Origin of the sequence: Kitasatospora sp. NBC_01560 (assembly GCF_045208415.1) — a bacterium.
GTDB lineage: Bacteria > Actinomycetota > Actinomycetes > Streptomycetales > Streptomycetaceae > Kitasatospora.
The window spans coordinates 9,131,035-9,156,934 of the sequence record NZ_CP109364.1 but is presented as its reverse complement, the minus strand read 5'-3'; the positions used below and the strand labels follow the sequence as shown (position 1 = coordinate 9,156,934).

The window sequence follows — 25,900 nt, the reverse complement described above, 5'->3', positions numbered from 1 at the left end:
CCGTCCGGGGCGCGCCGGTGTCCAGCTCTCGCCGTTTCTCAAGGTCAGGGAGTCCAGGGATGCGTCATGGTGTCTCGGCAAGGCCTGTTCGTACCGGTGTGTTCGCCGCTGTGCTCGCGTTGCTCGGCGGCCTGTTGCTCGGCTGGTCCGGGCAGGCGGGAGCGGCGGCCGATCCGCTGATCTCGCAGGGCAGGGCCGCGACGGCCTCGTCCACGGAGGGCTCGTCGTACGCGGCGGGCAAGGCGTTCGACGGGAGCGCCACCACGCGCTGGGCGAGCGCCGAGGGGAAGGACCCGCAGTGGCTGCGGGTGGACCTCGGTGCCGGCGCCACCGTCTCGCGGGTGAAGCTGAGTTGGGAGGCCGCGTACGCGAAGGCGTACCGGCTGGAGGTGTCGGCGGACGGGGTGGCCTGGACGACCGTCGCGGAGGAGAAGGCCGGGAACGGCGGGACGGACGACTGGACGGGGCTGGCCGGCAAGGGCCGCTACGTCCGGATGTACGGCACCGCGCGCGGGACGTCGTACGGGTACTCGCTGCTCGAAATGGAGGTGTACGGGGCCCTGGGCGGCACACCGTCACCCACGTCGACGCCCACGCCGTCGCCCACGTCGACGCCGTCACCGGGCGGAGCGTTCACCGTGGTGGCGGCCGGCGACATCGCCGCGCAGTGCACCGCCTCGGACAGCGGCTGCGCGCACCCGAAGACGGCCGCACTGGCCCAGCAGCTCAACCCGAAGTTCTACCTGACCATGGGTGACAACCAGTACGACGACGCCCGGCTGGCGGACTTCAAGAACTACTACGACAAGAGCTGGGGTGCGTTCAAGGCGAAGACCCACCCGGTGCCGGGCAACCACGAGACCTACGACCCGGCCGGATCGCTCGCCGGCTACAAGTCCTACTTCGGCAGCATCGCCTATCCGCAGGGGAAGAGCTGGTACAGCTTCGACCAGGGCAACTGGCACTTCGTCGCCCTGGACTCCAACGCCTTCGACCAGAGCACCCAGATCGACTGGCTGAAGGCCGACCTGGCCGCCAACGCGAAGAAGTGCATCGCCGCCTACTGGCACCACCCGCTCTACTCCTCGGGCGGGCACGGCAACGACCCGGTCTCCCGGCCGGTGTGGAAGATCCTCTACGGCGCCGGGGCCGACCTCGTGCTCAACGGGCACGACCACCACTACGAGCGGTTCGCCCCGCAGGACCCGGACGGCAAGGCCACCGCGGACGGCATCGTCGAGATCGTCGGCGGGATGGGCGGCGCCGAGCCTTACCCGATCGAGCAGGTCCAGCCGAACAGCCAGAAGCGGATCAGCGGTGACTACGGCGTGCTGAAGCTGGACTTCACCGACACCGGCTACGGCTGGACGTACGTCGGCACGGACGGCCAGGTCAAGGACACCAGCCCCACCTACAGCTGCCACTGATGATGTACCTGGCCACCACCGGCCGCCGTCCGGACGCGCCGCCTCTCCCCACCGGGGCGGGGCGGCGCGTCCCCGGCACGGTCGTCGCGCTCGGCGCGGTCAGCCTGGTCACCGACGTCTCCTCGGAGATGGTCACCGCCGTGCTACCGCTCTACCTGGTCCTGGGGCTCGGCCTCTCGCCCCTTCAGTTCGGCTTCCTCGACGGGCTGTTCAACGGCGCCACGGCCCTGGTACGCCTGCTCGGCGGCAGGCTCGCCGACCGGGGCGGCGGCCGGCACCGCACCGTCGCCGGGGCCGGCTACCTGCTCTCGGCGCTCTCCCGGCTCGGGCTGCTGCTGGCCGGCGGGGCGGCCGGCGGGATCGCCGCCGCACTGGCCGCCGACCGGCTCGGCAAGGGCGTCCGGACGGCGCCCCGGGACGCGCTGATCTCGCTCAGCGCACCGCCGGAGGCGCTCGGCCGGGCCTTCGGCGTGCACCGGGCGATGGACACCACGGGGGCACTGCTCGGGCCACTGGTCGCGTTCGCGGTGCTCTGGGCGACGGCCGACGCGTACGACGCGGTGTTCGTGGTCAGCTTCGCCGTCGGGCTGCTCGGCGTGCTGCTGCTGATCCTGTTCGTCCCGTCCGGGGCGGCGGTGCCGGCCGTCGTGCCGAAGCCGGCCCGGCGCCGGAGCAGGGCACTCGCCGACCCGGTGTTCCGACGGGTGGTCACGGCCGCCGCGCTGCTGGGCGCGGCGACGGTCGGCGACTCCTTCCTCTACCTGCTGCTCCAGCGCGGCCTGGACCTGCCCGCGCTGCTCTTCCCGTTGCTGCCGCTCGGCGCGGCGGCGTGCTACCTGCTGCTGGCCGTGCCCGCGGGCCGGATCGCGGACCGGACCGGGCGACGCACCCCGTTCCTCTGCGGGCACGGCGCCCTGCTCGCCGCCTACCTGACCCTGGTGGCACCGCCGGGGTGGCCGACCGCCGTGCTCGTCCTGGCGCTCCTGGGCGTCTTCTACGCCGCGACGGACGGCGTGCTGATGGCGCTCGCCGGACCGGTGCTGCCCGTGGACGGCCGGGCCGGCGGGCTCGCGGTGCTGCAGACCGGCCAGGCGCTGGCCCGGCTGGTCGGCGCGGCCGGCTTCGGCGCGGCCTGGACGTGGTGGGGCCCCCGCCCGGCCCTGGTGGCGGCCGCGGTCGCGCTCGCCGCCGCACTCGCCGCCGCATGGCGGATCCTGCCGGGACGGGAGGCCTCGTGAAGGCGCGTTCGCTGGTGCTGGTCCTCGCCGCCCTCGTGCTGCTGGGCGGTTCGCTCGGGTACGTGCTGCACGCCAGGGCCCGGGACGGCGGGCACCGACTCGTCGCGGCGGAGGGCTCGTTCACGCTGAACGAGCCCGGGCTCTACTACCGGGACACCGCCACCGGGCGGATCGCCCGCGGCCAGGGGCCCCCGGACGGGCCGTCCTGCGAGCGGTTCTACGCCGCGGGGGACCGCGCGCTCTGCCTCCAGGCGCTGCCCGGCGTCCCGGCCCGCACCCGGGCGGTGGTGTACGACCGGCGGTTCACCGAGCTCCAGGCGGTGACCGTCCCCGGCATCCCGAACCGGGCCCGGGTGTCCGCCTCCGGGCAGCTGCTCTCCTGGACCGCCTTCGCCGTGGGGGACTCCTACGCGGCCGGCGGCTTCTCCACCCGGACGTCCGTCCTGGACCTGCGCACCGGCTACCTGGTCAAGTCGATCGAATCCATCCCGCTGACCGTCGACGGCACCCGCTACCACGCCGCCGACCTCAACTACTGGGGCGTCACCTTCGCCGCCGACGACAACCGCTTCTACGCCACCGTCTCCACCGGCGGCCGGACCCACCTGGTCGAGGGCGACCTCCGGGCGTGGTCGGCGCGGACGCTGCGGGAGAACGTCGAGTGCCCCTCGCTCTCGCCGGACGGCACCCGGATCGCCTTCAAGAAGAGGGTCTCGGCCGACCCGGACGCGCCCTGGCGGCTCCACGTCCTGGAGCTCGACGGGCTGCGCGAACACCCGCTGGCCGAGTCGCGCAGCGTGGACGACCAGGCCGCCTGGCTCGACGGGGGGACGCTCGGCTACGCGCTGCCGGGGCGGGACGGGAAGGGCAGCGACGTCTGGGCCGTCCCGGCGGACGGCAGCGGGGAGCCCCGGCTGCTGGTGCCCGGCGGCTCGTCCCCGGTGGCCGTGCCGGCCCCGCCGGGCTGACCCGGCCGGCGGGGGTGAGCGGTGACGGGGCCGAGCGGTGACGGCCCCGTGCTCCGCCGCCGGGGAGGCGGCGGAGCACGGGGCCGTCGGTGGTGCGGGGCCGTCGGTGGTGCGGGGCCGTCGGTGGTGCGGGAACGCCCCGGTGAACGTCAGAAGGTGAGGTTCCAGGCGTTCACGGTGCCGGTGTCGCCGGAGGCACCGTCCTTGACCCGGAGCTTCCAGGTGCCGTTCGCCGCGCTCGCCGCGGCGTTGACGGTGTAGGTCTTGACGACGTCGTCGGCGCTGTCGCCGTCCGCGAAGTCCTCCAGGAGGTAGACCGTGCCGTTGGGGGCGACGAGTGAGATCACCAGGTCACCGCGGTAGGTGTGCTTGATGTCGACACCGACCTTGAGCGTGGCGGGGGCGTTGCCGGCCACGCCCGTGACGGTGATCGGGCTCTCCACGGTGGCGTTGTCGGTGATCGCGACGTCGGCCGGGTTCTCGAAGTAGCTGCCGGCCGGCGGGGTGGTGGTGCCGCCGAGCGCCTTGAGCGCGTCGACCTGGCCCTCGCCGAAGAAGCCGTTGTTGGCGGTGGTGCCGGTGCAGCGGCTGTCCGAGGCGGGGCAGGCCAGGTCGTTCGCCTGGGTGGCCAGCCGGGCCCGGATGTCGGCCGGGGTGAACGTCGGGTTGGCACTGGCGATCAGCGCCGCCACGCCGGTGACGTGCGGGGAGGCCATCGAGGTGCCGCTCTTCGTCCCGTACTTGCCGCCGGGCAGGGTGGAGTAGACGCCGGTCGCGCCGTCACCGCCGGGCGCCGCGACGTCGATGACGCCCCGGCCGAAGTTGGAGTAGGAGGCCTTGCCGCTGCCACTGGCCAGGGCCGCGACGGTCACCACGCCCGGGAGTTCGGTCGGGATGTCGAGGCAGGCGTTGCTGATGGTCCGGGTGACCGGGGTCGAGTCGTTCGGGCTCGCCGTGTCGGTGGTCTTGTTGGCCAGGTCGTAGTTCGAGTTGCCGGCCGCGGCGACCTGCAGCGAGCCCTTGCCCTCGGCGTACTCCTGGGCGCGCTTGACGCCCTCGATGAGGGCCGCCTGGTCGAGGTCGTTCGGGCAGTTGAACTGCCACGGGTCGGTGTAGTAGCTGTTGTTGGTCACCTTGAAGCCGTGGTCACCGGCCCAGACGAAGCCGCACACCGTGTTCTCGGCGTAGAAGAGGGTGCTGGTCGGCTCGGCGATCCGGACCGAGGCGATCTTCACGCCCGGTGCGACGCCGATGACGCCCTTGCCGTTCTTGGCGGCCGCGATGGTGCCGGCCACGTGGGTGCCGTGGGTGTCCACGTCGCGCCAGGCCCCGCTGCGCGCGTCGGGCTTGCCGTAGGCGCAGGAGACGGAGTCGGCGGCGTCGAAGTTCGGTGCGAGGTCCTGGTGCTGGTCGTCGACGCCGGTGTCGAGGACGCCGACCTTGACGGTGGGCGAGCCGGTGCTCACGGCCCAGGCCTGGTCGGCCTTGATCTGGGTCATGTCCCAGCGGTTGGACTCAGTGAGGGTGGTGGCCGCCTGGGCGGGGTTGGCGGGCAGCGCCGGGCTGTACGCGTCGGCCGGCACGTCGGAGGTGCGGGTCGCGCCGACCTGCTGGATGCCGGCGACGCCGCGCAGGGCGGCGGCGAAGCCGGTCGTGGTGGAGTGGGCGACGATCACGCCGATCGCGTCGTAGCTGGAGAAGACCGTGCCGCCCTTCGCGGCGACGGCGCTCTTCGCGGCGGCGACGTCGGCGGGCGCGCTGATCACCAGGTAGGAGCGGGTCCCGGCGGCCCAGCCGGCTGCGGCGGGCCGGACGGCCCCGGCACCGGCCGGAGCGGCGGGAGCGGCGGCGGTCACGGGGACACCGGCCGTGGTGGGAGCGGTACTTGCGGGGGCGGCGGTGGCCAGCGCGGCGGGAGTGGCGAGCGCCATCGCCGAGAGCGCGGCGAGAGCGGCGGCCGGGCGGGCGAGCCGCCGGGATATCAGGGGTGACACGTGCGTCCTCCGATCGGCCCGTGCGTGAGGGGCTCGCACGGGGATTGAACGCAACATGCCAGAACGGTGTGCATTTGGGGAAGGCTTTACGCACCAAAACTTGTCACAACCGTGTCAACATTTGATGTCGCAGCCCGGTCGGCCCCCGCCCCGCCCCTGGCCGCACCCCGCCCCGAACCCCCGTCACCACCCGCCCGCCCGGCGGTCCGTGCGGCCCCGCCGCCGGACCGCCGGACCGCCGGACCGCCGGACCGATCGGCGTCAGGCCCGCAGCTGGGCGATCAGCACCTCCTGCACGGCGGCGCGCTGCTCGGCCAGGTAGAAGTGCCCGCCCGGGAAGACCCGCAGGTCGAACGCGGCGGTCGTGTGACCGGCCCAGTCACGGACCTCCTCCAGCGAGGCCCGCGGGTCCGCGTCCCCGGTCAGCGCGGTGATCGGCTGCGACACGACCGTGCCCGGCTCGCACCGGTACGTCTCCACCGCGGTGTAGTCGCCGCGCACCGCCGGCAGCACGAGAGCCCGCAGCTCCGGATCGGCCAGCACCCGTGCGTCGGTGCCACCGAGCCGCGCCATCTCGTCGATCAGCTCGTCGTCGGGCAGCCGGTGCACGGCGGAGTCCCGGAACCGGGACGGCGCGCGGCCGCCGGAGACGAACAGGTGCACCGGCCCGGCCGTGCCGTCACGGTCGAACCGGCGGGCCACCTCGAAGCAGACGGCCGAGCCCATGCTGTGGCCGAAGAAGGTCAGCGGGCGGTCGGCCCAGGGCAGCAGCGCCTCGTGGATCCGGTCGGCCAGCGCGCCGATGGACTCGATCACCGGCTCGCCGAACCGGTTCTGCCGCCCGGGGTACTGCACGGCCAGCACGTCGGCAAACGGCGACAGCGCGGCCGACCAGTCGAGGAAGTAGCTCGCCGAACCACCCGCGTGCGGGAAGCAGACGAGCCGGGAGGGCGCGTCGTCCATGGGGTGGAAGCGACGGAACCAGTCGCTCTCGGTGACGATGTTGCTGCCGGCCATGCGGGACAACCTCTCTGCGTACGGGTCAGGTGGTGCTCTGCTCCCAGTGTCCCCACCCGTCCCCCCGGCCCACCAGGCCACCCCGCCGCGGGGAACACCCGCCGCACCGGACACGCGCGGCACCGGCGGCACGGCGGGGGCCCGGCACCGGCGGCACGGCGGCTACCCGGCGGGCGGGACCGGGCCGAAGCTGACGTCGGGGCGGCCGCGGGAGGCCCCGTCGAGCAGGAGGACGGAGGCCGCCTCCGGGACGGGCGTCGGGGCCGCGCCCCGGGCGTGCCGGGTGAGCGCCGCGACCAGGTGGTCGAGGCCGCGGCGGTGCCGGGCGAAGGCCCGGCTCGGGGCCCACCGGCCGCGCTCGCGCTGCCCGGCGAGGGCGGTGGCGGCGCCGACGTCCAGCAGCACGAGGTGGAGCCGGCGCCCCTGCCGCGCGGCCGAGCGCGCGAGCCAGCGGCGCATCCAGGCCCGGCTGCCGCAGTCGTGCACCAGCAGCGGGCCGCCCCCGCGCACCGAGGCGCGCAGCAGCCGGGCGTGCTCCAGCCGGGCCCACGGCCGGTAGACCGCGTACGGCAGGGCGGCGGGCATCACCGCCGCGCAGGCCTCGTGCACGGCCCGCGGGTCGACGGTGGCGGCCTGCGCCGACCAGCGGCGCAGCAGGGTGCTCTTGCCGCTGCCGGGCAGGCCGGAGACGACCACGACGGCGTCCGCCGGGTAGTGGACGGTGAACGACTCCCCGCCCTCGCCCCGGAGATCGACCAGTCCTCGCGGCTCCATCGCTGTCCGTGCCTCCTGCCGTACCGCGGTCTTCCCGCGCGGCCCGGTCGGCCTGCTCATGCTGCTCACTCGTCCCCGCTTCTGCCCGACCCGGAACGATAACAACCCCGGCGCCCCGGCGCCGCACGCGGCCCGGTGGCCGGGTGCAGCGCTCCGCAAGCTCCAGGACCGGGGGGCCGTGTGACGATTCGTCAGGTCCAGGATCGGCGGAGAGCCGGATGGAGAAGGGCGGGGCTCCGGGCGCCGACGACCGGGGCGGAGCGGCGCGCGGCGGCGCGTGACGCGCGCCGATGATGCCTCGACCGCCCGCGCGCACGCCCGACTGCGCGGCGGATGCTCGACCTGTCCGTCCGTGGACACTCGACCGGGCGGACCAGGCTGCCGATATCACCGGCGGTACGCCATTCGCCCCCTCCCCCGCGTCCCTCCGGAGGCACCTTCCGTGACCTGGCTCCGCATCCTGACCGCCGTCGGCATCCTCGCCGTGGCGGCCAGCGCCCTGCTCGTCTTCGCCCTCTGCACCGCCGCCGCCCGTGGGGACCGCGGCGGCCACGGCGACAGTGACAACGGCAGCGGCGACGGCCCGGGCGGCAGCGGCGGCGGACGGCGGGACGGCGTGCGGGAGGACGCCGAGCGCAGCGGGCTCATCCGGCCCACCAACGGCGAGGACTGAGCCCCGCCCGCGGCCGCACTCCCCGGCCCCACTCCCCACCCTGCGGCCGGTCCGAGGCCGGTTCGAAGTCGGCCGTCCGCGGACCGGCCTCGACGTCAGGACACATCGTGTCCTAAAGTGAACGACGTGTCCCCGGCGGCTTCCCGGCGGCCGACACCGGCGCCGCCGCGCACCGTGCGCCGCACCCCGCCGCGCCACCGCTGCACCCGCACCCGCACCCGCCGTCACCGCACCCGGCGTTCCCGACCCGAGGAGAACCACGGCCATGGCAGAGACCTTCACCGCCTCCAAGGCGGACCTGGTGGAGCTCGCCCACCGCAGCATGCGCTCCGCAATCCCCGACAACGACTGGACCACCCGTCAGAAGCTCGCGCTCACCTGCCGGATCCTGTTCGACGCCGGCCACGACTCCGGCCTGGCCGGCCAGATCACCGCCCGGGCCGAGCAGCCCGGCACCTACTACACCCAGCGGCTCGGCCTGGGCTTCGACGAGATCACCGAGGCCAACCTGCTGCTGGTGGACGAGGACCTCAACGTGCTGGAGGGCGACGGCATGGCCAATCCGGCCAACCGCTTCCACAGTTGGGTCTACCGCGCCCGCCCGGACGTCAACTGCATCATCCATACCCACCCGAAGCACGTCTCGGCCCTGTCCATGCTGGAGACGCCGCTGATCGTCTCCCACATGGACCTCTGCCCGCTGTACGACGACTGCGCGTTCCTGGAGAAGTGGCCCGGCATACCCGTCGGCAACGAGGAGGGCGAGATCATCTCGGCCGCGCTGGGCGACAAGCGGGCCCTCCTGCTCGCCCACCACGGCCAGTTGGTGGCCACCGGCACCGTCGAGGAGTCCTGCGTCCTGGCCGTCCTCGTCGAACGGGCCGCCGAGCTCCAACTGCTGGCCTCCGCCGCCGGCCGCATCCAGGAGATCCCGGAGCTCCTCGCCCGCGAGGCGCACGACTGGATCTCCACCCCCAAGCGCGGTCAGGCCTCCTTCGCCTACTACGCCCGCCGCGCCCTCCGGGCCGGCCACGGCGACGCGCTCACCCTTGCCGACGGACCCGGCCCCGGCCACGGACCCGACCCCCTCGCCGGCCCCGGCCCCCTCGCCCCGGAAGGCGGTGCCTGAGATGGCCGCTCCCACCCTGCACGGGATCATCGCCTACCCCGTCACCCCGTTCTCCCCCGCCGACGGCGGCGTGGACACCGCCCGGCTCGCCGCGCTGGTCGACCGCCTCGTCACAGCCGGCTGCCACGCCGTCGCCCCGCTCGGCTCCACCGGCGAGAGCGCCTACCTGGACGACCAGGAGTGGTGCACCGCTGCCGAGACGGCGCTCGGGGCGGTGGCCGGCCGGGTGCCGACGGTGGTCGGCGTCGCGGACCTCACCACCCGCAACGCCGTCCGGCGCGCCCGGTTCGCCGAACGCGCGGGTGCGGACGCCGTGATGGTGCTGCCGCTCTCCTACTGGAAGCTGGACGAACGGGAGATCACCCGGCACTTCACCGAGGTCGCCGGTGCCGTCTCGATCCCAGTGATGATCTACAACAACCCCGCCACCAGCGGCATCGACCTCTCGCCCGAGCTGATGGTCTCGCTGGTCGAGCGGGTGGAGAACATCACCATGGTCAAGGAGAGCAGCGGCGACGTGCAGCGGATGCACCGGCTCGCCCAACTCACCGGCGGCGAGCTGCCGTTCTACAACGGCAGCAACCCGCTCGCGCTGGCGGCGTTCGCGGCCGGCGCCGCCGGGTGGTGCACCGCCGCCCCCTGTCTGATCCCCGGACCGGTCCTGGAGCTCTACGCGGCCGTCCGGGCGGGCGAGCTGGACACCGCGCGCGAGGTGTTCCGGCGGCAGCTGCCCGTCCTGCAGTTCATCCTGCGCGGCGGGCTGCCGACCACGATCAAGGGCGGGCTGGCCCTGCGCGACCTGGACGTCGGCGCGCCGCGCCACCCGCTGCTGCCGCTGGACGAGGAGCGGACGGCGGAACTGGCCGGCCTGCTCGCCGAGCTGGACCGCTCCGCCGTACCCGCCTGACCACCGGGCCCGGCCTCCCGGCCGGCGACCGTCCGCCCGCTGCCGCCCCGGCCTCCGCCGGGGCGGCAGCGGGCGGCAGCGGGCGGCAGCGGGCGGCAGCGGGCGGCAGCGGGCGTCAGGGCAGGGTGGGCACCCGGTCGGACGGCCCGGCCGGGTCGTCGTGGATCACCACCAGGACGGCGGCCGGCTCCGCGCCCGTGCTCCGGCAGCGGTGCGGCAGCGCCGAGTTGAAGTAGACGGTGTCCCCCGGGCCGAGCCCGACCGTCCGCTCGGGGAACTCCAGCTCCACCGACCCGGCGTGGACGAAGAAGAACTCCTCGCCCGTATGGGACTTGAACGGCGAATCGCCGAGCTCGGCCGGCGGGTACATCATGAACGGCACCATCTGCTTGCCGCTGAGGCCGGTCGCGATGCCCTCGTAGTGGGGGCTGCCGGGGTTCGTCCCGGTGGCCATCGGTGTGCGCTCGCCGGCGCGGACCACGGTGATCAGCTCCGGTTCGACCTCGTCCGAGAAGAGCCGGCTGACATCCACGTTCAGCGCGTGCGCCAGCTTGAGGGCGGTCGAGATCGAGGGGTCGCTGAGCCCCCGCTCGACCTTGGAGAGGTAGCTCTTGGTCACCCCGACCTGGGCTGCCAGCGCCTCCAGGCTGAGCCGGTTCTGCTTCCTCAGCACCCTCACTCGGCTGCTCATGTGCCACCCCTCGGCCCGGAACGTTCGGTTCAGTATCCCATCGGCCCCGGGCCGCGGAGTCCCGCGGCCCGGCCGGCACCGCGACGCCCGGCCGATCCCCGGCCGATCCCCTTCCGCTCCCCCCCGGCCCGGGGCCCGGGTCAGTGCCCCGCGACGTCGTCCGGCCGGACGGCGATGTGGTCCGCGCCGAGGTCCACGGCGACCCGGTGCTCCATGCCCAGCGCCTCCAGGAACTTCACCGGCAGCTGCACCCGGCCGGTCCGGTCCAGCATCACGTACTCCCGCTCGTTGACGGACTCCTCGCCGAACTCGTCGGTCACCGTGCGGCGCAGCACCTCACTGCTGGTCCGGCCGTCCCGGATGGCGACCGTACGGCGCACCTCGCCCGCGACCATCGGGTCGTGGGTGACGATGACGACGGTCGCGCCGAGCTCCCGGTTGACGGTGCGGAAGGCCTCGAAGATGCCCGCGCCGGTCTCGGAGTCGAGCTCGCCGGTCGGTTCGTCGGCGAGCAGCACCGGCGGGTTGTTGGCCATCGCGACGGCGATGGCCACGCGCTGCTGCTGGCCGCCGGACATCTCGGCGGGCCGCCGGTGCGCGAGGTCCCCGAGGTCCATCGCCTCCAGCAGCTCGGCCACCCGGGCCGCCCGCTGCTTCGTCCGGGAGGCCGAGCCGCCCGGCAGGGCGCGGCGGCCGCGCAGTTGCATCGGCAGCGCGATGTTCTCGGCGGCGGTCAGGAAGGGCAGCAGGTTCCGGGCGGTCTGCTGCCAGATGAAGCCGACCACCTCGCGGCGGTAGCGCAGCCGCTCCCGGTTGGACATCTCCAGCAGGTCGTGGCCGGCCACCGTGGCCGTCCCGGCGGTGGGCACGTCGAGCCCGGCCAGGATGGTGAGCAGGGTGGACTTCCCGCTGCCGGAGGCACCGACCAGGGCCACGAGGTCGCCCTGCCGGATGGTCAGCTCCAGCCCCTGGAGGGCCTGGACCTCGATGCCCTCGGCGCTGAAGATGCGCACCAGGCGGTCGCAGACGATCGCGGCGCCCTCGCCGTACGCCTTGGGTGTCGCGGCGGCGAGGGCCTTCTCCTGGAGTTCCTGGAAGGTGGGGGCCGGGCCTGCGCCCGGGCTCTGCGTCGACCGGCTCGGGGTCGTCTGACTCTGGGGGACGCCGTTCACCGCTGGTCTCCTGTCGCCGCTGCGCCTGGGTGCGCTCCTGGTCGGGGGTGTCGTGGGCCGGGGGGCCGGCCGGCGCCGGTGCGGGCGGCGCGGCCGCCGCTCGCACCGGCTGTTCGGCCGCCCGGGTGGGCGGCGGGGGTGGTGGTCACCGCTGGTCCCCCACCCGCAGTTCGGTGGTGATCTGCCGCCGGCCGGAGATCAGCGCCTCGGCGAGCACCCCGGCGGAGACCAGCGCGGCCAGGCCGAGCACCTGGATCAGCACCGGCAGGACGGCCGGGTCCAGGCCGGTCCGGACGGGGGCGCCGACCAGGGCGGAGAGGTCGATCGCCGGTCCGAGCAGGACGACCGCGGCGAGCGCGACCAGACCGCCGCCGACCGCGGCCACCAGGGTCTGCGGCAGGGTCTCGGTGACGATCAGCGCCAGGCCCTGCCGGGGCCGCAGGCCCATGGTGCGCAGCCGGGCCAGCAGGGCGACGCGCTCCGGGGCTGCCCGCAGCAGCGTGAGCAGGACGGCGAGCAGGGCGAAGCCGGCGGCACCGATCACGGCGGCCCAGAACAGCCGGCCGGCGGAGCGCTGGAGCGGGTCGTCGGCCAGCTCCGCGACCTGGGCCGCGCTGGTGCGCACCAGGTAGCCGGCCGGGGCCTTGTCGGCGCCGCCGGGCGTACCGGCCGCGGGCGCCCGGGCGGCCGGGGCGGCAGTCGTCGCGGCGGGGGCCGCAGCGGGGGCCGCAGCGGGGGCCGCGGTCGTGGTCGGGCCGTCGGGCGCGGGGCCGGCGGGGCCGGCGGGACCGCTCCGGCCGGCCGACGCCGTATCCCGGACGACCGCGTTCAGCTTCCGCTCGTCCACGTCGCCCAGGGCGAACCAGAGGTTGGGCTCGCCGATCCGGGGGAAGCGGGCGGCCGCGGGGCCCACCGGCACGATGACGAACCGCCGGCTGGACATCTCCAGGGCCGGGGTGCCGTCGATCGTGCCGGCCGACCGGGCCGGCAGCTCCGAGCCGTTTCCCATCCGCAGGCGGGGGCTCGGGTCGGCACCGAGCTTCGCGGCGAGTTCGGTGCTGAACAGCGCGGGAAGCGGCGTGTCGACGTCCGCGGTGCCCCCGGAGAGCACGTCCGGGTCGAACCGGCCGCGCCCGACGGTGCGGGACAGCTCGGCGTAGGCCTGCGGGTCCACGGCCAGCACGCTGACCCGGGTGGTGCCGTTGTCGGTACCGAGGAGGAACACCTCGTTGTCCCACCAGACCGCGGTGCCCGTCCGGACCCCGGGCAGGGCGGCCGCGGCCGCGGTGAAGGCCGGCGGCAGCGTGACACCGGGCGGCGTCGCGACGGACGCGTCCCCGCCGATCGTGCTGCGGGTGGCGGACAGCCGGGCCCCGCTCACCGCGTCCAGCACGGTGGCCCCGAAGCCGGCCGTGGTGACGGCGAGCATCAGCGCGAGCAGCGGCAGCACGGAGGGGCGCGGACGGCCGCCGGTGCCGCGGGCGGCGCGGGCCAGGCCGAGGAAGCCGACCAGTCCGGCGCCGCGGCCGGTGACCCGGGCGAGCGCACCGACCAGGGCGGGCTGGATCCGGGCGAGGAGCAGGCCGCCGGTGAGGGCGAGCAGGAGGGGGGCCGCGACCAGGATCGGGTCCAGCCCGTCCCCGGGCGGGACGACCCCGCGGCGCCGGACCTCCAGGACGGCCATCACGGTGGCGGCGAGCACGAGCAGTTCGCCGACCAGCCGGCGCCGGCCGCCGCGGGCGCGCGGCCGGGACCAGAACACCAGCGCGCGCACCGGGAAGCCCAGCAGGGCGAGCAGCGTGGTGGCCGCGGCCGCGAGGACGGCGGCCGTCCAGCGCGGGGTCGGCAGCAGCAGGAGCGCGAGTGCGGTCGCGAGTGCGGCGGCCGGCAGGACGGTCACCGCGCCCTCGCCGAGCAGGCGCAGCAGCACCCCGCCGCGCGATCCGCCGCGGGCCTGGAGGAGCCTCAGCTCGCTCGCGCGCCGGTCGGTGGTGAGGGCGGCGGCGAGGCAGAGCACCACCGCGGCGACGCCGGCCAGCCCGGCCGGTCCGATGGCGGCGAGCGGCGCGGCGGCGGCCTGCCGGGCCACGGCCCGGTCGAACAGCTGCGGCAGGGCCGAGCTGATCCGGAGGTCCTGGCGGCCGGTGAGCGCGGCGAGTCGGACCCCGGTCGGCCCGGCCACCTGGGAGGCGATCTCGGAGCTGCTCCGGGTCAGGCGGTCGGCGCGCAGGGCGCCGACGTCGACGGGCAGCCGCCAGAAGTCGCTCGCGCCGCCCCAGAGGGCCAGCCGGTCCCGGTCGGCCGCGTCGACGATGCCGGAGGTGTTCCAGTGGCGCTTCGCGCTGCCCTCCAGGCAGGCCTTCTCGGGGCAGGGCAGGCCGGCCCAGTACGGGTCGTCGAGGTCGTTGGCGGTGTAGAGGCCGACCACGCGGGCCCCGATCGGGCCGGCGGAGACGTCCCGCCCGGCGTCGAGGACGTCACCGAGGTGGATGCCGATGGCGTCGGCGGCGGTCGTGCTGAGCGCGACGGCGACCGGCTCGGTGGCGGCGCCGGGGACGGGCCAGGTGCCGGCCGCCAGGGTCGCGTGGCCGGTGATGTCGTGCAGGTAGAGCAGGCCGGCCGTGGGCGGGACTTCGTCGGGCCGGGCGAGTCCGGTGTTCAGCAGGGTCCGGACGCCGTCCGAGCGGGTGCCGTACACCATGGCGTCGCTCTTGTACCGGAACGTCTCGTTCGGGTGGGCGGCGAGCTTCGTCGCCACCCGGTCGAGGTCGGTCACGTCGTAGCGGCTGCGCGCCGTGGCGACCAGGCTGGTCGAGACCGGCCCGCGACCGTCCAGGAACTGGCGCAGCGCGGCGTCCGTCCCCCGGTCGACGGCCCGGGGGAACGCGGCGGCCAGCAGGACGGTGCCGAAGGCGAGCGCCGCGGTGAGGAGTGCGGCGAGCGGCGCCGAACGCAGCCGGGTGCGCACCCAGGGGGCGGGGCGGTGCCTGTCGTCCGCTGCGCCGGCCGCGGGGCGGGGCGTGCCGGTGTCGGTACCGGCGTCGGTCGGGGCGGTCACATCTCCTCCACGTGCCGCAGCCGGGCGGCCACGTCTCGGCGGCTGCGGCCGGTCAGGAAGGCCGACAGCAGGGCGACGGCGGTGATGGCGGCCGTCAGCAGGGCGGCCCAGCCGAGCGGCAGCCCGACGAGCGCTTCGGGCACCGGCCGCCGGGCGGCCGGGGTGAGCACGACGAGCGGGACGACCAGGTGGACGATCAGGGTGCCCAGCCCGATGCCGACGGCACTGCCGAGGCCGACCAGCACGGCCTGCTCGGCGGCGGTCGTCCGTACCAGCCAGCGCCGCGGGGTGCCGAGGGCGAGCAGCACGGTGAACTCGCCGGCCCGCTCCCGGGCGGAGGCCGCCGAGGCGGCGGCGAACCCGATCGCCGCGAGGACGGTGCTGACCAGGGCGATAGCGGCGAGGGCGCTCTGCGGAGCGGCACTGAGCGGGTCGGCGAGCAGGCCGTCGGCCACCTCGTCGTTGAGGAGCACGTCCTGTCCGCCGGGTTCGGCCCGCAGCTTGGCGGCGGCCGCGGCGGGCAGCGGGTCGTCCGGTCGGGCGGCGGGCAGCCACCACTCCCCGGGCGGCGGCGTCTGGAGGCCGCCGGCCACGAGCAGCCGGCCGAGGGTGGGCAGGTCGAGGAGGATCGCCTTGTCGCCGACGACGGGCAGCGACGCGACGGCGCCGGTCACCTTGACCTCCAGGGTGACGCCGGCGAACGGCACCCGGACGGTGTCGCCGACGGCGGCCCCGACCGCGGTCAGGTAGCCGTGGGTGGCCACCCCGGAGAGGCTCTTGGGCAGCGGGGCGCCAGTGGGGACGACGACCGCCTGTGGTCCGCCGGGCCCGGGCCGGTAGTCCAGGCTCAGCAGGTTCTGCTCGCCGGCGGCCGGGGGCGCGACGGTGCCGGCGGGCGAGCCGCCCTCGCCGGGGAGCGCCGTCCAGCCGAGGCCCGCGGGGGCGGGGACGGTGACGGCCGGTCCGCCGGCGGTCGCGGCGGCGGAGATCCTGCGGACGGTCAGCCCACCCGTCAGCGGGGCGGCGCCGGACGCCACACGGTCCGGCCAGCCGTGGACGACCACCAGGCCCGCCACGGTGAGCGGTGCGGCGGCGGACCCGACCGGGGCGCCGGTGAGCGCGGCGAGGTCGGCGGTGGCGACGCCGTCGCCGCGGACGGGCACGCCGGTCAGCGGGGCACGGAAGGTGCTGCCGAACCGGTCGCGCAGCAGCAGCCACGCCTCGGGGTGCTCGTCCGCCGGCCGCACCTGGGTGACGGTGAGGTCGACGTCGATCCGCTGGGGGTGGCCGGGCAGCGGCAGCCCGGTGGGGGTGTTCCCGGGCACGGGCTGGGCGAGCGGTGCGAACAGGGCCCGGCGGTCCTGCCCGTCGAGCAGGTCGGAGCGGACGGGCACCCGGTCGGCGAAGCCGGCGGCGTCGAGGGCGATCACCTGTCCGGTGCCGCCGTCCGGCAGCGTGTTCGTCTGGCGGGCGACGGGTATCAGCCGGTCGCCGCCGGGCAGTTCGGCGTACCTGCCGCCCTGGCCCAGCGGGGCCAGCGGTGAGCCGGAGATCCGCAGGCCGCCGGCGGTGGCGAAGTCGGCCTGGTCGCGCTGGGACGAGGACCAGGTGGCGTGCTGACCGAGCGCCAGCACCCCGGTGGAGACCGCGAGCACCAGCAGCAGGACGGGCCCCGCGGCCCGGCCGGGGCGGCGGGCCAACTGCCAGCCGGCCAGGGCGGGGACGAGCCCGCTGCCCCGGGCGGCCAGCCGTCCGCCGGCGCGGGCGGCCAGCGGGAGCAGGCGCAGCACCAGCAGGGTGCCGGCGCCGAGGGCCAGCGTGGGGGCGGCGATCAGCACCGGGTCGAGGCCGAGCCGGCCGTCCGCGTCCACGGACAACCCGCCCTTGTACTGGGACAGTTGGTAGTAGGCGAGGACGGCGAGGCCGACCACGGCGAGGTCGGCGCCGGAGCGCACCGCACCGGCGACGACGGCCTGGCGCCGGCCGGCCCGGCGCAGTGCGGCGGTCGCGGCGCCGCGCAGCACGGCGGGGGCGGTGGTGAGCACGACGCAGGCGAGGGCGCAGACGGCCGCGACGGGCCAGAGCCGCCAGTCCAGGCCGGTGTCCAGCGGCACCCGGGCGAGCGGCCCGTACCCGACCAGCGCGCCCAGCAGGAGCGGGGTGAGCAGCGGGGCGAGCAGCGCGGCGGGGAGGGCCAGCAGCAGCGATTCGGCGGCGGTGAGGGCGCCGAGCCGCAGGCCGGAGGCGCCGCGCGCGGCCAGCAGCGTGTTCTCGTTCTCCTGCCGGGCGGTCATCAGGTGGACCACCAGCAGCAGGACCGCGGCGGCCAGGACGGTGAGCTGGAGGGCGCCGATCAGCAGGGTGGAGCGGGAGACCAGCGCACTGGAGTCCAACTCGCGGAGCACGTCGCGGAGTTCGGTCCTGACCTGGAGGCCGGTGGCCTTTCCGAGGTCCGCACCGAGGCTCTCGGTGCGGTCCCGGACGGCCGCGGCCCGGGCCGCGTCGATGCCGGCGAAGTCCGCGCCGATCAGCCAGCTGCGGCCGTTCTGCGGCAGCCGGGCAGCGGTGAAGACGCTGTCGTCGACGAGCAGCGGCCCGTAGGTGGTGAAGCCGCCGACCTGGACCTCGCGGCCGCCGACCGGGTCCAGCGACCAGTACCGGTCGCCGGGGTCGGCGGCGCGGTAGACGCCCGTGATCCGGACGACGAGCGGGGAGCCGTCGTAGCGGTCCTCCAGCCGGACTTCGGCGGGCAGCGCCGCAGCGGTCAGGCCGATCCTGGTCAGCGCGGCCTGCGGGACGGCGGCCTCCACCGGGCCCTGGCCGGTGGCGGCGGCCGCGGCGGGCCAGCCGCCGGCGAGCAGGGTGACGCGGTCGTGGTCGAGCGCGGCGAGCACGGTGAGGTCGGCGCCCCGCCCGGGGGCCTGGTCCGGCCGGGCGCCGGCCGGGGAGCCCGCCGGCGTGGCTGCCGCGGAGGGCGCGGCGGTGGGCCCGGCCGTCGCGGCCGGGGAGGCAGGCGCGGCCGGGGCGGCGGCCGGTGGTTGCGCGGCGGCGCCGGGGAGCCCGTAGGAGCGGCTCCGGGCGAGGGCCTCGGTGCGCACCGGCAGGTCGCCGAAGAGCTGTCCGGCGTAAGCTGCCACGGCCGCATCGTCCTTGGCCCGCTTGTCGAACCCGTGGTCGGCGCCGACCAGCACCGTGGTCCTCGCGTGGGCCGGCCCCTGGAGTGCCTGGCGCAGCCCGCCCTCGCCCACCGTGCGGTTGAACGCCACGAGCGCCGTGAGGACCGCCGTGGTGATCAGCACCGTGAGCAGGACCGCGGCAGCCAACGGCAGTCGCCCGCGCACACGGCGCACGACAAAGCCGAGCATCCCGTTCCTCCCCCAGTTGGGTGTCGGTCCCGCAGCTCTCCCCCGCCTGGGCACATCTGTGCCACGGGATGGACGCCTGTCGCGTATCGCCACGGTGATCGCCGGCGATTGATCACCGGATAGCGGACGATGCTGTCAGATCCGCTCCCTGAACGGAAGGGACTTGCGCGAATCATGTAACTAGTGAGCAAATTCTCGGCATTGGTTCGGCATTGGCGGTGCGTCGGTGAATCTCTCCGATCCACCCCCGCCGATCCGCCGCCGAATTTGCCATGAACACCTCATTAAGAGCATGTCACCGCGCGACCGGGAACCGCTCGAAGAACACCCAGGGGGACGCCGTATGACCCAGCAACCGGCCGGCACCGTCACCGCTCCCATGGTGGCCGTCACCGATCTTCGGCGCAGTTTCGGCACCGGCGAACGCGAGGTGCACGCGCTGCGCGGCATCTCGTTCTCGCTCGGCCGGGGCGAACTCACCGCGCTCAAGGGCCGGTCCGGCTCCGGCAAGACCACGCTGCTCAACCTCGTCGGCGGCCTCGACACGCCGACCGACGGCGCGATCTCCCTGGACGGCACCGACCTGGCGGGCCTGGACGAGGACGGTCGGCTGGCGATGCGCCGCGACCGGATCGGCTTCGTGTTCCAGTCCTTCGGCCTCATCCCGGTCCTCACGGCCGCCGAGAACGTCGGCGTGCCGATGCGGCTGCGCAAGGTGGCCCCCGCCGAACGCGAGGAGCGCGCCCGCACGCTGCTCGCCCTGGTCGGGCTCACCGACCACGCCAACCAGCGGCCCGGCGAGCTCTCCGGCGGGCAGCAGCAGCGCGTGGCCATCGCCCGCGCCCTCGCCAACCAGCCGGACCTGATCATCGCCGACGAGCCCACCGGCCAGCTCGACTCCGAGACCGGCCGTTCGATCATGCAGCTGCTGCGGGCCGTGGTCCGCAGCGAGGGCGTCACCGCCCTGGTCGCCACCCACGACCCGACCCTGATGGAGCTGGCCGACCGGGTGATCGAGCTCCGCGACGGCCGGCTGGTCGAGCAGAACTGACCCGACCGGGGCCCGGTCCACGGGCCCCGCACGCCGCGCCCGAGTCCCGGCCCCGGTCCCGGCCCCGATCCCGACTCCGGTCCCGCCAGGTCTGCCCGATCAGGCAGGGCGGGCGCGCCCCGGCGGCCACGCCCGACCGCCTCCGCGCCCCGTACCCCCCGCCCCTGAAGGCAGGGCGTGCGGGGCGTACCGGGCGGCGTGCGGCGCGTGCGGCTCAGAGCGCCTTGAGCGCGGCGTCGCACTCCCGGCACCGCCGGGTGCGCTGCGACGGCGGGTACCAGGGCGCCCCGGGCCCGGCCGGCCGGTAGGGCTCCCGGTCGAGGACGGAGGTGTCGAGCCCGCAGAACGTGACCGGCCCCGGATCCTCCGGCACGTCCGGGTCGGCCGGCGCCGCGTGCACCCACCGGATCCGGGCACCCACGTCCACCTCGCCCGCGTCCAGCACCTCCGTGGACGACTCCAGCTCGACCAGCACGACCACTCCGCTCATACCTCGACCCTGCGCCCCACCGGCAGCCCCCGCATCCCGGGCCGCGCCCGGGCACCGGTGCGGATCACCTACCGCAAGGAGCCCGGGCGGCGGACCGGAAAATCCGGCGCGCACTTCCGGACAATCCCGCGGGCGAATCCGCCCGTACCGACGGTCCGGCGATTTCTTCCCGTCGCCTTGATCGTCCCCGAGGGTGTTCCCCCGACAACGGCGAGTCGTTGTCCTATTCGCGGATGCCTGCGACTTCGATCGCCCGTCGGCGGGTTGCCCGTCCGGTCGCTGCCGACGCGGTGACCAGGGTGACGAGGGCGCAGAGCGCGATGGTCCCCCCGATCCGGGTCCATGGGATCACCGTCGGCGCGCCGGTCACGAGTTTGCTCAGCGAGACGTGCTGGGTCACCGCGGCGAGGCCGGTCGCCACGGCGGCGAGCACGGTGCCGACGACCACCGCCACGGCCGACTCGGCCGCGGCCACCTTCACGATCTGGCTGCGTACCGCGCCGGCCAGCCCGAGCAGGGCGAACTCTCTCCGCCGCCCGGCCATCGCCATGATCAGGGTATTGGCGACGGCGATCAGCGCGTAGGCCAGCGCGATCCCCAGGATGATCACTGCGGCGTTGTCCGTCTGCTCGGCGACGTCAGCGCGTTGGGCCTGCAGGTAGGCTTCGTAGCTCTCGACGTGTGCGCCGGAGCCGGCCAGCGCCTGGTTCACCGCGGCCGTCTGCTGCTCGTCGAGCGGCCGGCCCGTGCCCGCCCGGGAGTCGAGGTAGACCCTGCTGGGCATCACCGCGCCGGTCAGTGACGCGGACAGGTAGGTGTCGTCGCCGTTCAGGCCGCGTGCGACGACGGCCGCGATGACGGTCGGGACCCGCGCGCCGGTCGGCAGCAGGGTGACCACCTGGTCCCCGACCGAGAGGCCGTCGGACTGGGCCGCGTGCTCGTCGATGACCAGGAAGTTGTCGGCCGGAGAGGTGAGCGAGCCGGAGAGCACGGGCGGCGTGACGGTCGTGCCCAGCGCGGAGGCGGGCACCGCATTCGTGCTCAGCGAGTCGATCTGCTCGCCGTTCGCGGTGCCGATCCGGATGTTCATCGAGGTGACCGGGGTAACCCGGACCCCGGGCACGGCCGCCAGCTTCTCCAGCGTCCGCGCGTCGATCCCGGCACCGCCGGGCACCACCACGTCGGCCGCGTGGATCTCCTGCTGCTGGCGGGCGAGCACCACGGCGTCACCGGACTCCTGCATCGTCAGCAGGGTGGCGACCAGCCCGACGGCCACCACGATCGGCGCCGCCGTGGCGGCCGTACGCCGCCGGGAGGTGAGGATGTTCTCGCGCACCAGCAACGGACCGGCCTTGGCCGAGCCGCGCAGCGGCCCGATCAGCAGCCGGGTGACCGGCCGCAGCAGGATCGGCGCCAGCAGTGTGACCGCGCCGACGTAGAGGAGCGGGACCACCTCGAACTTGCGGGCGCTGGCCGCCAGGTACGGCTCGGTCCGGGCGATGACCGCCCCCGCGACGACGGCGCCGATCAGCATCCCGATCCCCAGCAGCCAGCGGATCGGCGTCATCCCGCGGCGTTCCACCGCGCTCTCGCGCAGGACCTCGATCGGCCGGATCAGCGAGACCCGGACCAGGGTGGCGGCCGAGCCGGCCAGCGCCGCGGCCACGCCGATGACGAAGGAGACCAGCAGCGGCAGGGGGTTGAAGGGGATGGTGAACCACGCCGGGGCCACGTTGTGCTCCAGCATCCAGGAGCGCAGCGGCACGGTGCCCAGCGGGGCGAGGATGCAGCCGGCGACCGCCGCCGCCAGGCCGATCAGCAGCGCCTCGCCGAGAACCATGCGCCGCACCTGCCGGGGCGCGGCACCCACCAGCCGCATCAACGCCAGTTCACGGCGGCGCTGCTCGGTGGCGAAGGCGAAGGTCGCGATGACGACGAACACCGCGACGAACACCGCCAGTCCGATCGTGCTGCCCGCCATTGCCTGGGCGTTGGCCAGTGCCTGGGCGCCGCCGGTGGAGTCGGCGTCGAGCCGGGTCAGGTCGTCGCCGCCGAGGACCGCGGCTCGGCCGCCCACGAGGGCGGACAGCTGCTTCGTGCTCCGGTCGGTGACCAGAGCGTTGACGCCGGGGGACAGCCGCTCGGCCTCGGCATCGCTGAAGAACACCGCGCTCTCGAACCAGAGCGCGTCGGTGACCCCCACGACCCGGTAGCGACCGGCGCCGTCGGGGGTGACCGCGTGGGCCTGACGCCCGATCAGCGCCTGGTCGCCGCCGCCGACGGCGATCTCGTCCGGGGCCTGCGGCGCGCGCCCGGCCACCAGACGGTAGCCCGCGAAGGCGGCCGAGGACCAGGGATGGCCGGTCGTCCCCGCGGAGCCGGGGTTCAGCCGTACCGGGAAGCTGCGGTCGGGTGTGGCCCTGCCCGCCGCGGTCACCTTCGTCACGACCTCGGCCGGCAACACCGCCGGGGCCTTCATCGGGCGCCCCTCGAAGCCCTGCGGCGCGACCACGGCCTGGGCTTCCTTGAACCGCTGCGGCCCCGGGTGCGGCGTGCCGAAGGTGGCCGCCAGGGTCAGCGTCATCATGCCGATCATCGTCGTGCCGAGCGCGAGGGCGAGAAAGGCGCCCACGAAACCCGTCAAACGGTGGCGCAGGGTCGCTACGGCGATCTTCAGCACGGGTTCGTCCCGCTCCTGCCGGGCTCCAGCTCGGCCATCCGCAGGGCCACGGTCCCGGCCGTCGGCTCGAACAGCTCGCCGGTCACTCTGCCGTCGGCGAGGAAGACCACCCGCTGCGAGTACGAGGCGGCCACCGGGTCGTGCGTGACCATGATCACCGTCTGCCCGTGCTCCTCGACGACACCGCGCAGCAGCGCCAGGACCTCCCGCGCGGTACGCGAGTCCAGCGCGCCGGTCGGCTCGTCCGCGAAGATCACCTTGGGCCTGGTCACCAGCGCACGCGCGATGGCGACCCGCTGCTGCTGACCGCCCGAGAGCTCGGCGGGCCGGTGCCCGCCACGCTCGGTGAGGCCGACCTCGGCCAGCCCCCGGTCGATCACCACCGGGTCGATCGAGCGCCCGGCCAACTGCATTGGCAGCTCGACGTTCCGTCGGGCCGTCAGCGCCGGGATCAGGTTGAAGGACTGGAAGACGAAGCCCATGTGCTCGCGGCGCAGCTCGGTCAGGGCGCGCTCGGAGAGCTCGTGCAGCGGCGCGCCGTCGAGCAGGACCTGGCCCGCGTCGACCCGGTCGAGGCCCGCCGCACACTGCAGCAGCGTCGACTTTCCCGAACCCGAGGGGCCCATGATGGCGGTGAAGGTGCCCACCTCGAAGTCGACGTCCACCCCGTCGAGCACCTGCACCCGGCTGTCGCCACGGCCGTACGTCTTGTGCACGTCGATCAGGCGGACAATGTCGCCCACCCCCTCCGCACCGACGAAGGCCGGGCTCGAAGCCCGTGCCGGTAGAGCCTTGTTCCGGAACACTCGCTCGCCTTTTCCCTAGGGGCATCGGGCGGGGCACGTCCACCCGCCGCACCGACGCTAGGGCCGTTCGTGGCATCCACGCCTCCGGACTGCCCCTGATCTCGACCCTGAGGAACCCCTGACCCGGGTAAAGGGCGGCCGGGCAGCGCAGACACCCGCAACTCGCCACCGGCGGTCCAGCCCCGGGACCGCAGCGCTGTCAGCCGCTGTCGGCCGCTGTCGGCCGCCGAGCCGGTGCGCGCCGCGGAGATCCTGGTGCGGATGGCCAAGCGCCGCGACATCCCGACCAACCTCGCCCTCGGCGTGACGGCGTCGGAGAGGTCCATCACCCAGGACCGGCGACTGCTGGCGCAGGACGAGAAGTGGAGCGCCGTCGGACGGTCCGCGGACTTCACCGTGGCCTACCCGGTGAACTTCCCGGAGGAAGAGGCCGCCTGACGGCCCGGCGGCACATGCAGGCCCGGCGCACGGACGCCCTGCCGGAGGTGGCCGACGGCACCTCGGCCAAGGCCGGGGCGGGCCTGTTCCCCAGCCCGTCAGCCGACCGTCCCACCCGCGTTGCGGATCAGGCGCTGGAGCACCTTCACCGTGGTGACGTAGTCCGCGTCGTCGATGCCCTCGTGGAGGGCGGCACGGATCGCGGGGGCATTGCGTGCGAGGCGGACACGGGCCTCCTCCCCCGCCCCGGTGAGCCAGAGCCGGCCCTCGGTGTCCCTGGTCAGCCAGCCTCGCTCCAGGAGCACTTCGGCCTCCGCCGCCAGATCGTCCTCGGGCCGGACGTACGAGGCCATGGCCTCGCGCAGCCCGGCCAGGGTCATCCCCTCGCCGTCGGGTGAGATGTCGTTCACCGACAGATTGCGCAGCAGCCAGAACTGCGGCTGGGTGTAGCCCTTTTCGGCCTGCCGGGCCCGGGTGAACGCGATGAGCGCCTCGTGGGCGACACCCGTCCAGTACGCGGCCGGCTGTCCGGCGAGTTCGGCGTCGGTGCTCTGCCGGGTCGTCATGTGACGTCCTCTCCCAGTACTTCGGTCTCCGAGCCCGCGGGTGGTGCGGGTCATGAGGCGACCGTAATATCTCAAGTGCACTTCAAGGCAAGCGCATGAGCGCCCGGCGACCCACGGCGTCGCCGATCGCGCCGAGTTCACCCGTGGCGGTGGTGACTTCGGCGAGGTCGGGCGGCCGGATTCGCCTCGGGGCCGCGCTCAGTCGTGATCGTCGTGGGCGGCCGCCGTACCGGGTCCTCCCTGGGTGGCGCGGGGGGCTGCCGGCTCCGGGGAGCCGCCCATCATGCGCAGCATCGCGGAGCCTCCCGTCCGTCGGAAGCGGATCAGGAAGGCGGCGGCCAGGGCGAGGAAGGCGATGTTGAGCCACGTGGTGTAGTCCCAGGAGACGCCGTCGGTGGGGATCGTCGCATCGGCCTGGTCGGGCACCAGGCCCAGGCCGCCGAAGGTGAACTCGACGACGTAGCCCGCCGCCACCATGGAGGCGTAGAAGGTGGCGAGCAGGAAGACCGCCATTCTGGGGCCGTAGTACTTCCGGTAGATGTTGAGGATGGGCAGGATCAGCAGGTCGGCGAAGATGAAGGAGACGACCCCGCCGAAACTGATGCCGCCCTTCCACAGCACCACGGCGAGCGGCACGTTGCCGATCGAGCAGACGAAGGACAGCATCGCCACCACCGGGCCGATCAGCGGGCCCCACAGCTTGGCGGCGAGCGGGTGCCCGGCGAAGAAGAAGGAGTGCCAGAAGGAGTCCGGCACCCAGGCCGCGATGGCTCCGGCGATCAGCAGGCCGATCACGAGGTCCCGGAGGACGGCGGCCCACTCCATGACGAACACGTGGGACACCGAGGTGCAGCCCTCGCGGGAGAACAGCCGTCGGGAGAAGGAGCCCGGGCGTCGGACGGACATGTCCATCGCGGCATGACCCTCCATGGAGCCGGCCCGACCGCGTTCGGCCTGGTGGCGGGCATCGTCGAGCAGTTGCTTCCGCAGGAAGAGCCGGAAGAGCACGGCGAGCCCGACGATCATGACGGGCCCGCCGACGAACTCGGCGGCGGTGAACTGCCAGCCCATCAACAGGGCGAGGATCACGCCGAGTTCGATGACGAGGTTGGTGGAGGCGATCTCGAAGGCCATCGCGGCGGTGAAGTTCGCCCCCTTGCGGAAGAGCGAGCGGGCGAGGGCCACCGCGGCGTACGAGCAGGAGGAGGATGCGGCGCCGAGCCCGGCGGCGATCGCCAGGGTCCGCGGGTGGTCGTCGCCGAGCAGGCGGACGACCGTCGCCCTGTGCACGACCGCCTGCACGACGGCGGACAGGGTGAAGCCCAGGATCAGCGCCCAGGTGATGCCCCAGGTCATCGCTCCGGTGATGGACAGTGCGTGAAGGATGGCGTGCATGGTGCACACCCTCCCCCGGCCGCCGGTCCGGCGGCGGCAACCGGCGAGGAGCCGTCGCCCG

At 74.8% G+C, this 25,900-nt stretch carries 20 protein-coding genes; 8 read left to right on the top strand and 12 right to left on the bottom strand.

Features of this window, described 5'->3' with window-relative positions:
- Nucleotides 1-98: 98 nt before the first annotated feature.
- From OH807_RS39045 to OH807_RS39035, 3 genes are read left to right on the top strand one after another with little or no spacing between them, the layout of a single operon-like run.
- Entirely contained in the window at nucleotides 99-1,427 is a 1,329-nt protein-coding gene (locus OH807_RS39045; RefSeq protein WP_406209524.1) for a discoidin domain-containing protein, read from the top strand.
- Between the two features lie 2 nt (nucleotides 1,428-1,429).
- On the top strand, nucleotides 1,430-2,665 hold the full coding sequence (locus tag OH807_RS39040) for an MFS transporter (protein ID WP_406211423.1): 1,236 nt from the start codon (nucleotides 1,430-1,432) through the stop codon (nucleotides 2,663-2,665).
- Nucleotides 2,632-3,633, top strand: coding sequence for a TolB family protein (locus tag OH807_RS39035; RefSeq protein WP_406209521.1), 1,002 nt, complete (start codon nucleotides 2,632-2,634; stop codon nucleotides 3,631-3,633). Before OH807_RS39040 ends, OH807_RS39035 begins: the two co-directional genes overlap by 34 nt.
- Nucleotides 3,634-3,782: 149 nt before the next feature.
- Here OH807_RS39035 and OH807_RS39030 read toward each other — a convergent pair whose 3' ends face one another.
- The 3 genes from OH807_RS39030 to OH807_RS39020 all read right to left on the bottom strand — a co-directional run bounded on the left by OH807_RS39030 (nucleotide 3,783) and on the right by OH807_RS39020 (nucleotide 7,418).
- Nucleotides 3,783-5,564, bottom strand: a complete 1,782-nt coding sequence (locus tag OH807_RS39030) for a S8 family peptidase (protein WP_406211421.1) — start codon at nucleotides 5,562-5,564, stop codon at nucleotides 3,783-3,785.
- Nucleotides 5,565-5,888: 324 nt separating this feature from the next.
- Nucleotides 5,889-6,644, bottom strand: a complete 756-nt coding sequence (locus tag OH807_RS39025; RefSeq protein ID WP_406209518.1) for a thioesterase II family protein — start codon at nucleotides 6,642-6,644, stop codon at nucleotides 5,889-5,891.
- A gap of 162 nt (nucleotides 6,645-6,806) precedes the next feature.
- Nucleotides 6,807-7,418 carry an AAA family ATPase gene (locus OH807_RS39020; protein ID WP_406209515.1) on the bottom strand — a complete coding sequence of 204 codons (612 nt, stop codon included), beginning with the start codon at nucleotides 7,416-7,418 and terminating at the stop codon, nucleotides 6,807-6,809.
- 442 nt (nucleotides 7,419-7,860) lie between these two features.
- Here OH807_RS39020 and OH807_RS39015 point away from each other — a divergent pair, with 442 nt between their 5' ends.
- The 3 genes from OH807_RS39015 to OH807_RS39005 all read left to right on the top strand — a co-directional run bounded on the left by OH807_RS39015 (nucleotide 7,861) and on the right by OH807_RS39005 (nucleotide 10,127).
- Nucleotides 7,861-8,091: a hypothetical protein gene (locus tag OH807_RS39015; protein WP_406209513.1), complete on the top strand. Its 231-nt coding sequence runs from the start codon at nucleotides 7,861-7,863 to the stop codon at nucleotides 8,089-8,091.
- Nucleotides 8,092-8,356: 265 nt separating this feature from the next.
- Nucleotides 8,357-9,220, top strand: a complete 864-nt coding sequence (locus tag OH807_RS39010; RefSeq protein WP_406209510.1) for an aldolase — start codon at nucleotides 8,357-8,359, stop codon at nucleotides 9,218-9,220.
- A gap of 1 nt (nucleotide 9,221) precedes the next feature.
- Nucleotides 9,222-10,127, top strand: coding sequence for a dihydrodipicolinate synthase family protein (locus OH807_RS39005; protein ID WP_406209508.1), 906 nt, complete (start codon nucleotides 9,222-9,224; stop codon nucleotides 10,125-10,127).
- 115 nt (nucleotides 10,128-10,242) lie between these two features.
- Here the strand turns inward: OH807_RS39005 and OH807_RS39000 are convergent, their stop codons facing one another.
- From OH807_RS39000 to OH807_RS38985, 4 genes are all read right to left on the bottom strand, one after another.
- On the bottom strand, nucleotides 10,243-10,818 hold the full coding sequence (locus tag OH807_RS39000; RefSeq protein WP_406209505.1) for a helix-turn-helix domain-containing protein: 576 nt from the start codon (nucleotides 10,816-10,818) through the stop codon (nucleotides 10,243-10,245).
- Between the two features lie 140 nt (nucleotides 10,819-10,958).
- A complete protein-coding gene (locus OH807_RS38995; protein WP_406209502.1) occupies nucleotides 10,959-11,990 on the bottom strand; it encodes an ABC transporter ATP-binding protein in 1,032 nt (343 codons plus the stop codon).
- 145 nt (nucleotides 11,991-12,135) lie between these two features.
- Nucleotides 12,136-15,048 (bottom strand): hypothetical protein, encoded by a 2,913-nt coding sequence (locus OH807_RS38990; RefSeq protein WP_406209499.1) that lies wholly within the window; start codon nucleotides 15,046-15,048, stop codon nucleotides 12,136-12,138.
- Nucleotides 15,045-18,413 (bottom strand): FtsX-like permease family protein, encoded by a 3,369-nt coding sequence (locus tag OH807_RS38985; protein ID WP_406209496.1) that lies wholly within the window; start codon nucleotides 18,411-18,413, stop codon nucleotides 15,045-15,047. The genes OH807_RS38990 and OH807_RS38985 overlap by 4 nt, the downstream gene beginning before the upstream one ends.
- A 343-nt stretch (nucleotides 18,414-18,756) precedes the next feature.
- Between OH807_RS38985 and OH807_RS38980 the strand changes: the two genes are divergently transcribed.
- A complete protein-coding gene (locus OH807_RS38980; RefSeq protein WP_406209493.1) occupies nucleotides 18,757-19,464 on the top strand; it encodes an ABC transporter ATP-binding protein in 708 nt (235 codons plus the stop codon).
- 214 nt (nucleotides 19,465-19,678) lie between these two features.
- On the opposite strand, the gene OH807_RS38975 is transcribed toward OH807_RS38980, so the two are convergent.
- The 3 genes from OH807_RS38975 to OH807_RS38965 all read right to left on the bottom strand — a co-directional run bounded on the left by OH807_RS38975 (nucleotide 19,679) and on the right by OH807_RS38965 (nucleotide 23,377).
- Nucleotides 19,679-19,954: a hypothetical protein gene (locus tag OH807_RS38975; RefSeq protein ID WP_406209491.1), complete on the bottom strand. Its 276-nt coding sequence runs from the start codon at nucleotides 19,952-19,954 to the stop codon at nucleotides 19,679-19,681.
- A 223-nt stretch (nucleotides 19,955-20,177) separates the two neighbouring features.
- Nucleotides 20,178-22,634, bottom strand: a complete 2,457-nt coding sequence (locus OH807_RS38970; RefSeq protein WP_406209488.1) for an FtsX-like permease family protein — start codon at nucleotides 22,632-22,634, stop codon at nucleotides 20,178-20,180.
- On the bottom strand, nucleotides 22,628-23,377 hold the full coding sequence (locus tag OH807_RS38965; RefSeq protein WP_406209486.1) for an ABC transporter ATP-binding protein: 750 nt from the start codon (nucleotides 23,375-23,377) through the stop codon (nucleotides 22,628-22,630). Before OH807_RS38965 ends, OH807_RS38970 begins: the two co-directional genes overlap by 7 nt.
- 324 nt (nucleotides 23,378-23,701) lie before the next feature.
- Here OH807_RS38965 and OH807_RS38960 point away from each other — a divergent pair, with 324 nt between their 5' ends.
- On the top strand, nucleotides 23,702-23,878 hold the full coding sequence (locus OH807_RS38960; protein ID WP_406209483.1) for a hypothetical protein: 177 nt from the start codon (nucleotides 23,702-23,704) through the stop codon (nucleotides 23,876-23,878).
- A 98-nt stretch (nucleotides 23,879-23,976) separates the two neighbouring features.
- Here OH807_RS38960 and OH807_RS38955 read toward each other — a convergent pair whose 3' ends face one another.
- The gene (locus OH807_RS38955; protein ID WP_406209480.1) at nucleotides 23,977-24,444 is read right to left on the bottom strand and encodes a MarR family transcriptional regulator; all 468 of its coding nucleotides are present in this window, start codon (nucleotides 24,442-24,444) and stop codon (nucleotides 23,977-23,979) included.
- A 198-nt stretch (nucleotides 24,445-24,642) separates the two neighbouring features.
- Nucleotides 24,643-25,839: a permease gene (locus OH807_RS38950; RefSeq protein ID WP_406209478.1), complete on the bottom strand. Its 1,197-nt coding sequence runs from the start codon at nucleotides 25,837-25,839 to the stop codon at nucleotides 24,643-24,645.
- Between the last annotated feature and the right edge of the window lie 61 nt (nucleotides 25,840-25,900).

Coding starts and splice junctions, on each gene's coding strand:
- OH807_RS39040 (WP_406211423.1), top strand. CDS start 1,430: ATGTACCTGGCCACCACCGGCCGCCGTCCGGACGCGCCGCCTCTCCCC.
- OH807_RS39035 (WP_406209521.1), top strand. CDS start 2,632: ATGGCGGATCCTGCCGGGACGGGAGGCCTCGTGAAGGCGCGTTCGCTG.
- OH807_RS39030 (WP_406211421.1), bottom strand. CDS start 5,564: ATGGCGCTCGCCACTCCCGCCGCGCTGGCCACCGCCGCCCCCGCAAGT.
- OH807_RS39025 (WP_406209518.1), bottom strand. CDS start 6,644: ATGGCCGGCAGCAACATCGTCACCGAGAGCGACTGGTTCCGTCGCTTC.
- OH807_RS39020 (WP_406209515.1), bottom strand. CDS start 7,418: ATGGAGCCGCGAGGACTGGTCGATCTCCGGGGCGAGGGCGGGGAGTCG.
- OH807_RS39010 (WP_406209510.1), top strand. CDS start 8,357: ATGGCAGAGACCTTCACCGCCTCCAAGGCGGACCTGGTGGAGCTCGCC.
- OH807_RS39005 (WP_406209508.1), top strand. CDS start 9,222: ATGGCCGCTCCCACCCTGCACGGGATCATCGCCTACCCCGTCACCCCG.
- OH807_RS39000 (WP_406209505.1), bottom strand. CDS start 10,818: ATGAGCAGCCGAGTGAGGGTGCTGAGGAAGCAGAACCGGCTCAGCCTG.
- OH807_RS38985 (WP_406209496.1), bottom strand. CDS start 18,413: ATGCTCGGCTTTGTCGTGCGCCGTGTGCGCGGGCGACTGCCGTTGGCT.
- OH807_RS38980 (WP_406209493.1), top strand. CDS start 18,757: ATGACCCAGCAACCGGCCGGCACCGTCACCGCTCCCATGGTGGCCGTC.
- OH807_RS38975 (WP_406209491.1), bottom strand. CDS start 19,954: ATGAGCGGAGTGGTCGTGCTGGTCGAGCTGGAGTCGTCCACGGAGGTG.
- OH807_RS38960 (WP_406209483.1), top strand. CDS start 23,702: ATGGCCAAGCGCCGCGACATCCCGACCAACCTCGCCCTCGGCGTGACG.
- OH807_RS38955 (WP_406209480.1), bottom strand. CDS start 24,444: ATGACGACCCGGCAGAGCACCGACGCCGAACTCGCCGGACAGCCGGCC.
- OH807_RS38950 (WP_406209478.1), bottom strand. CDS start 25,839: ATGCACGCCATCCTTCACGCACTGTCCATCACCGGAGCGATGACCTGG.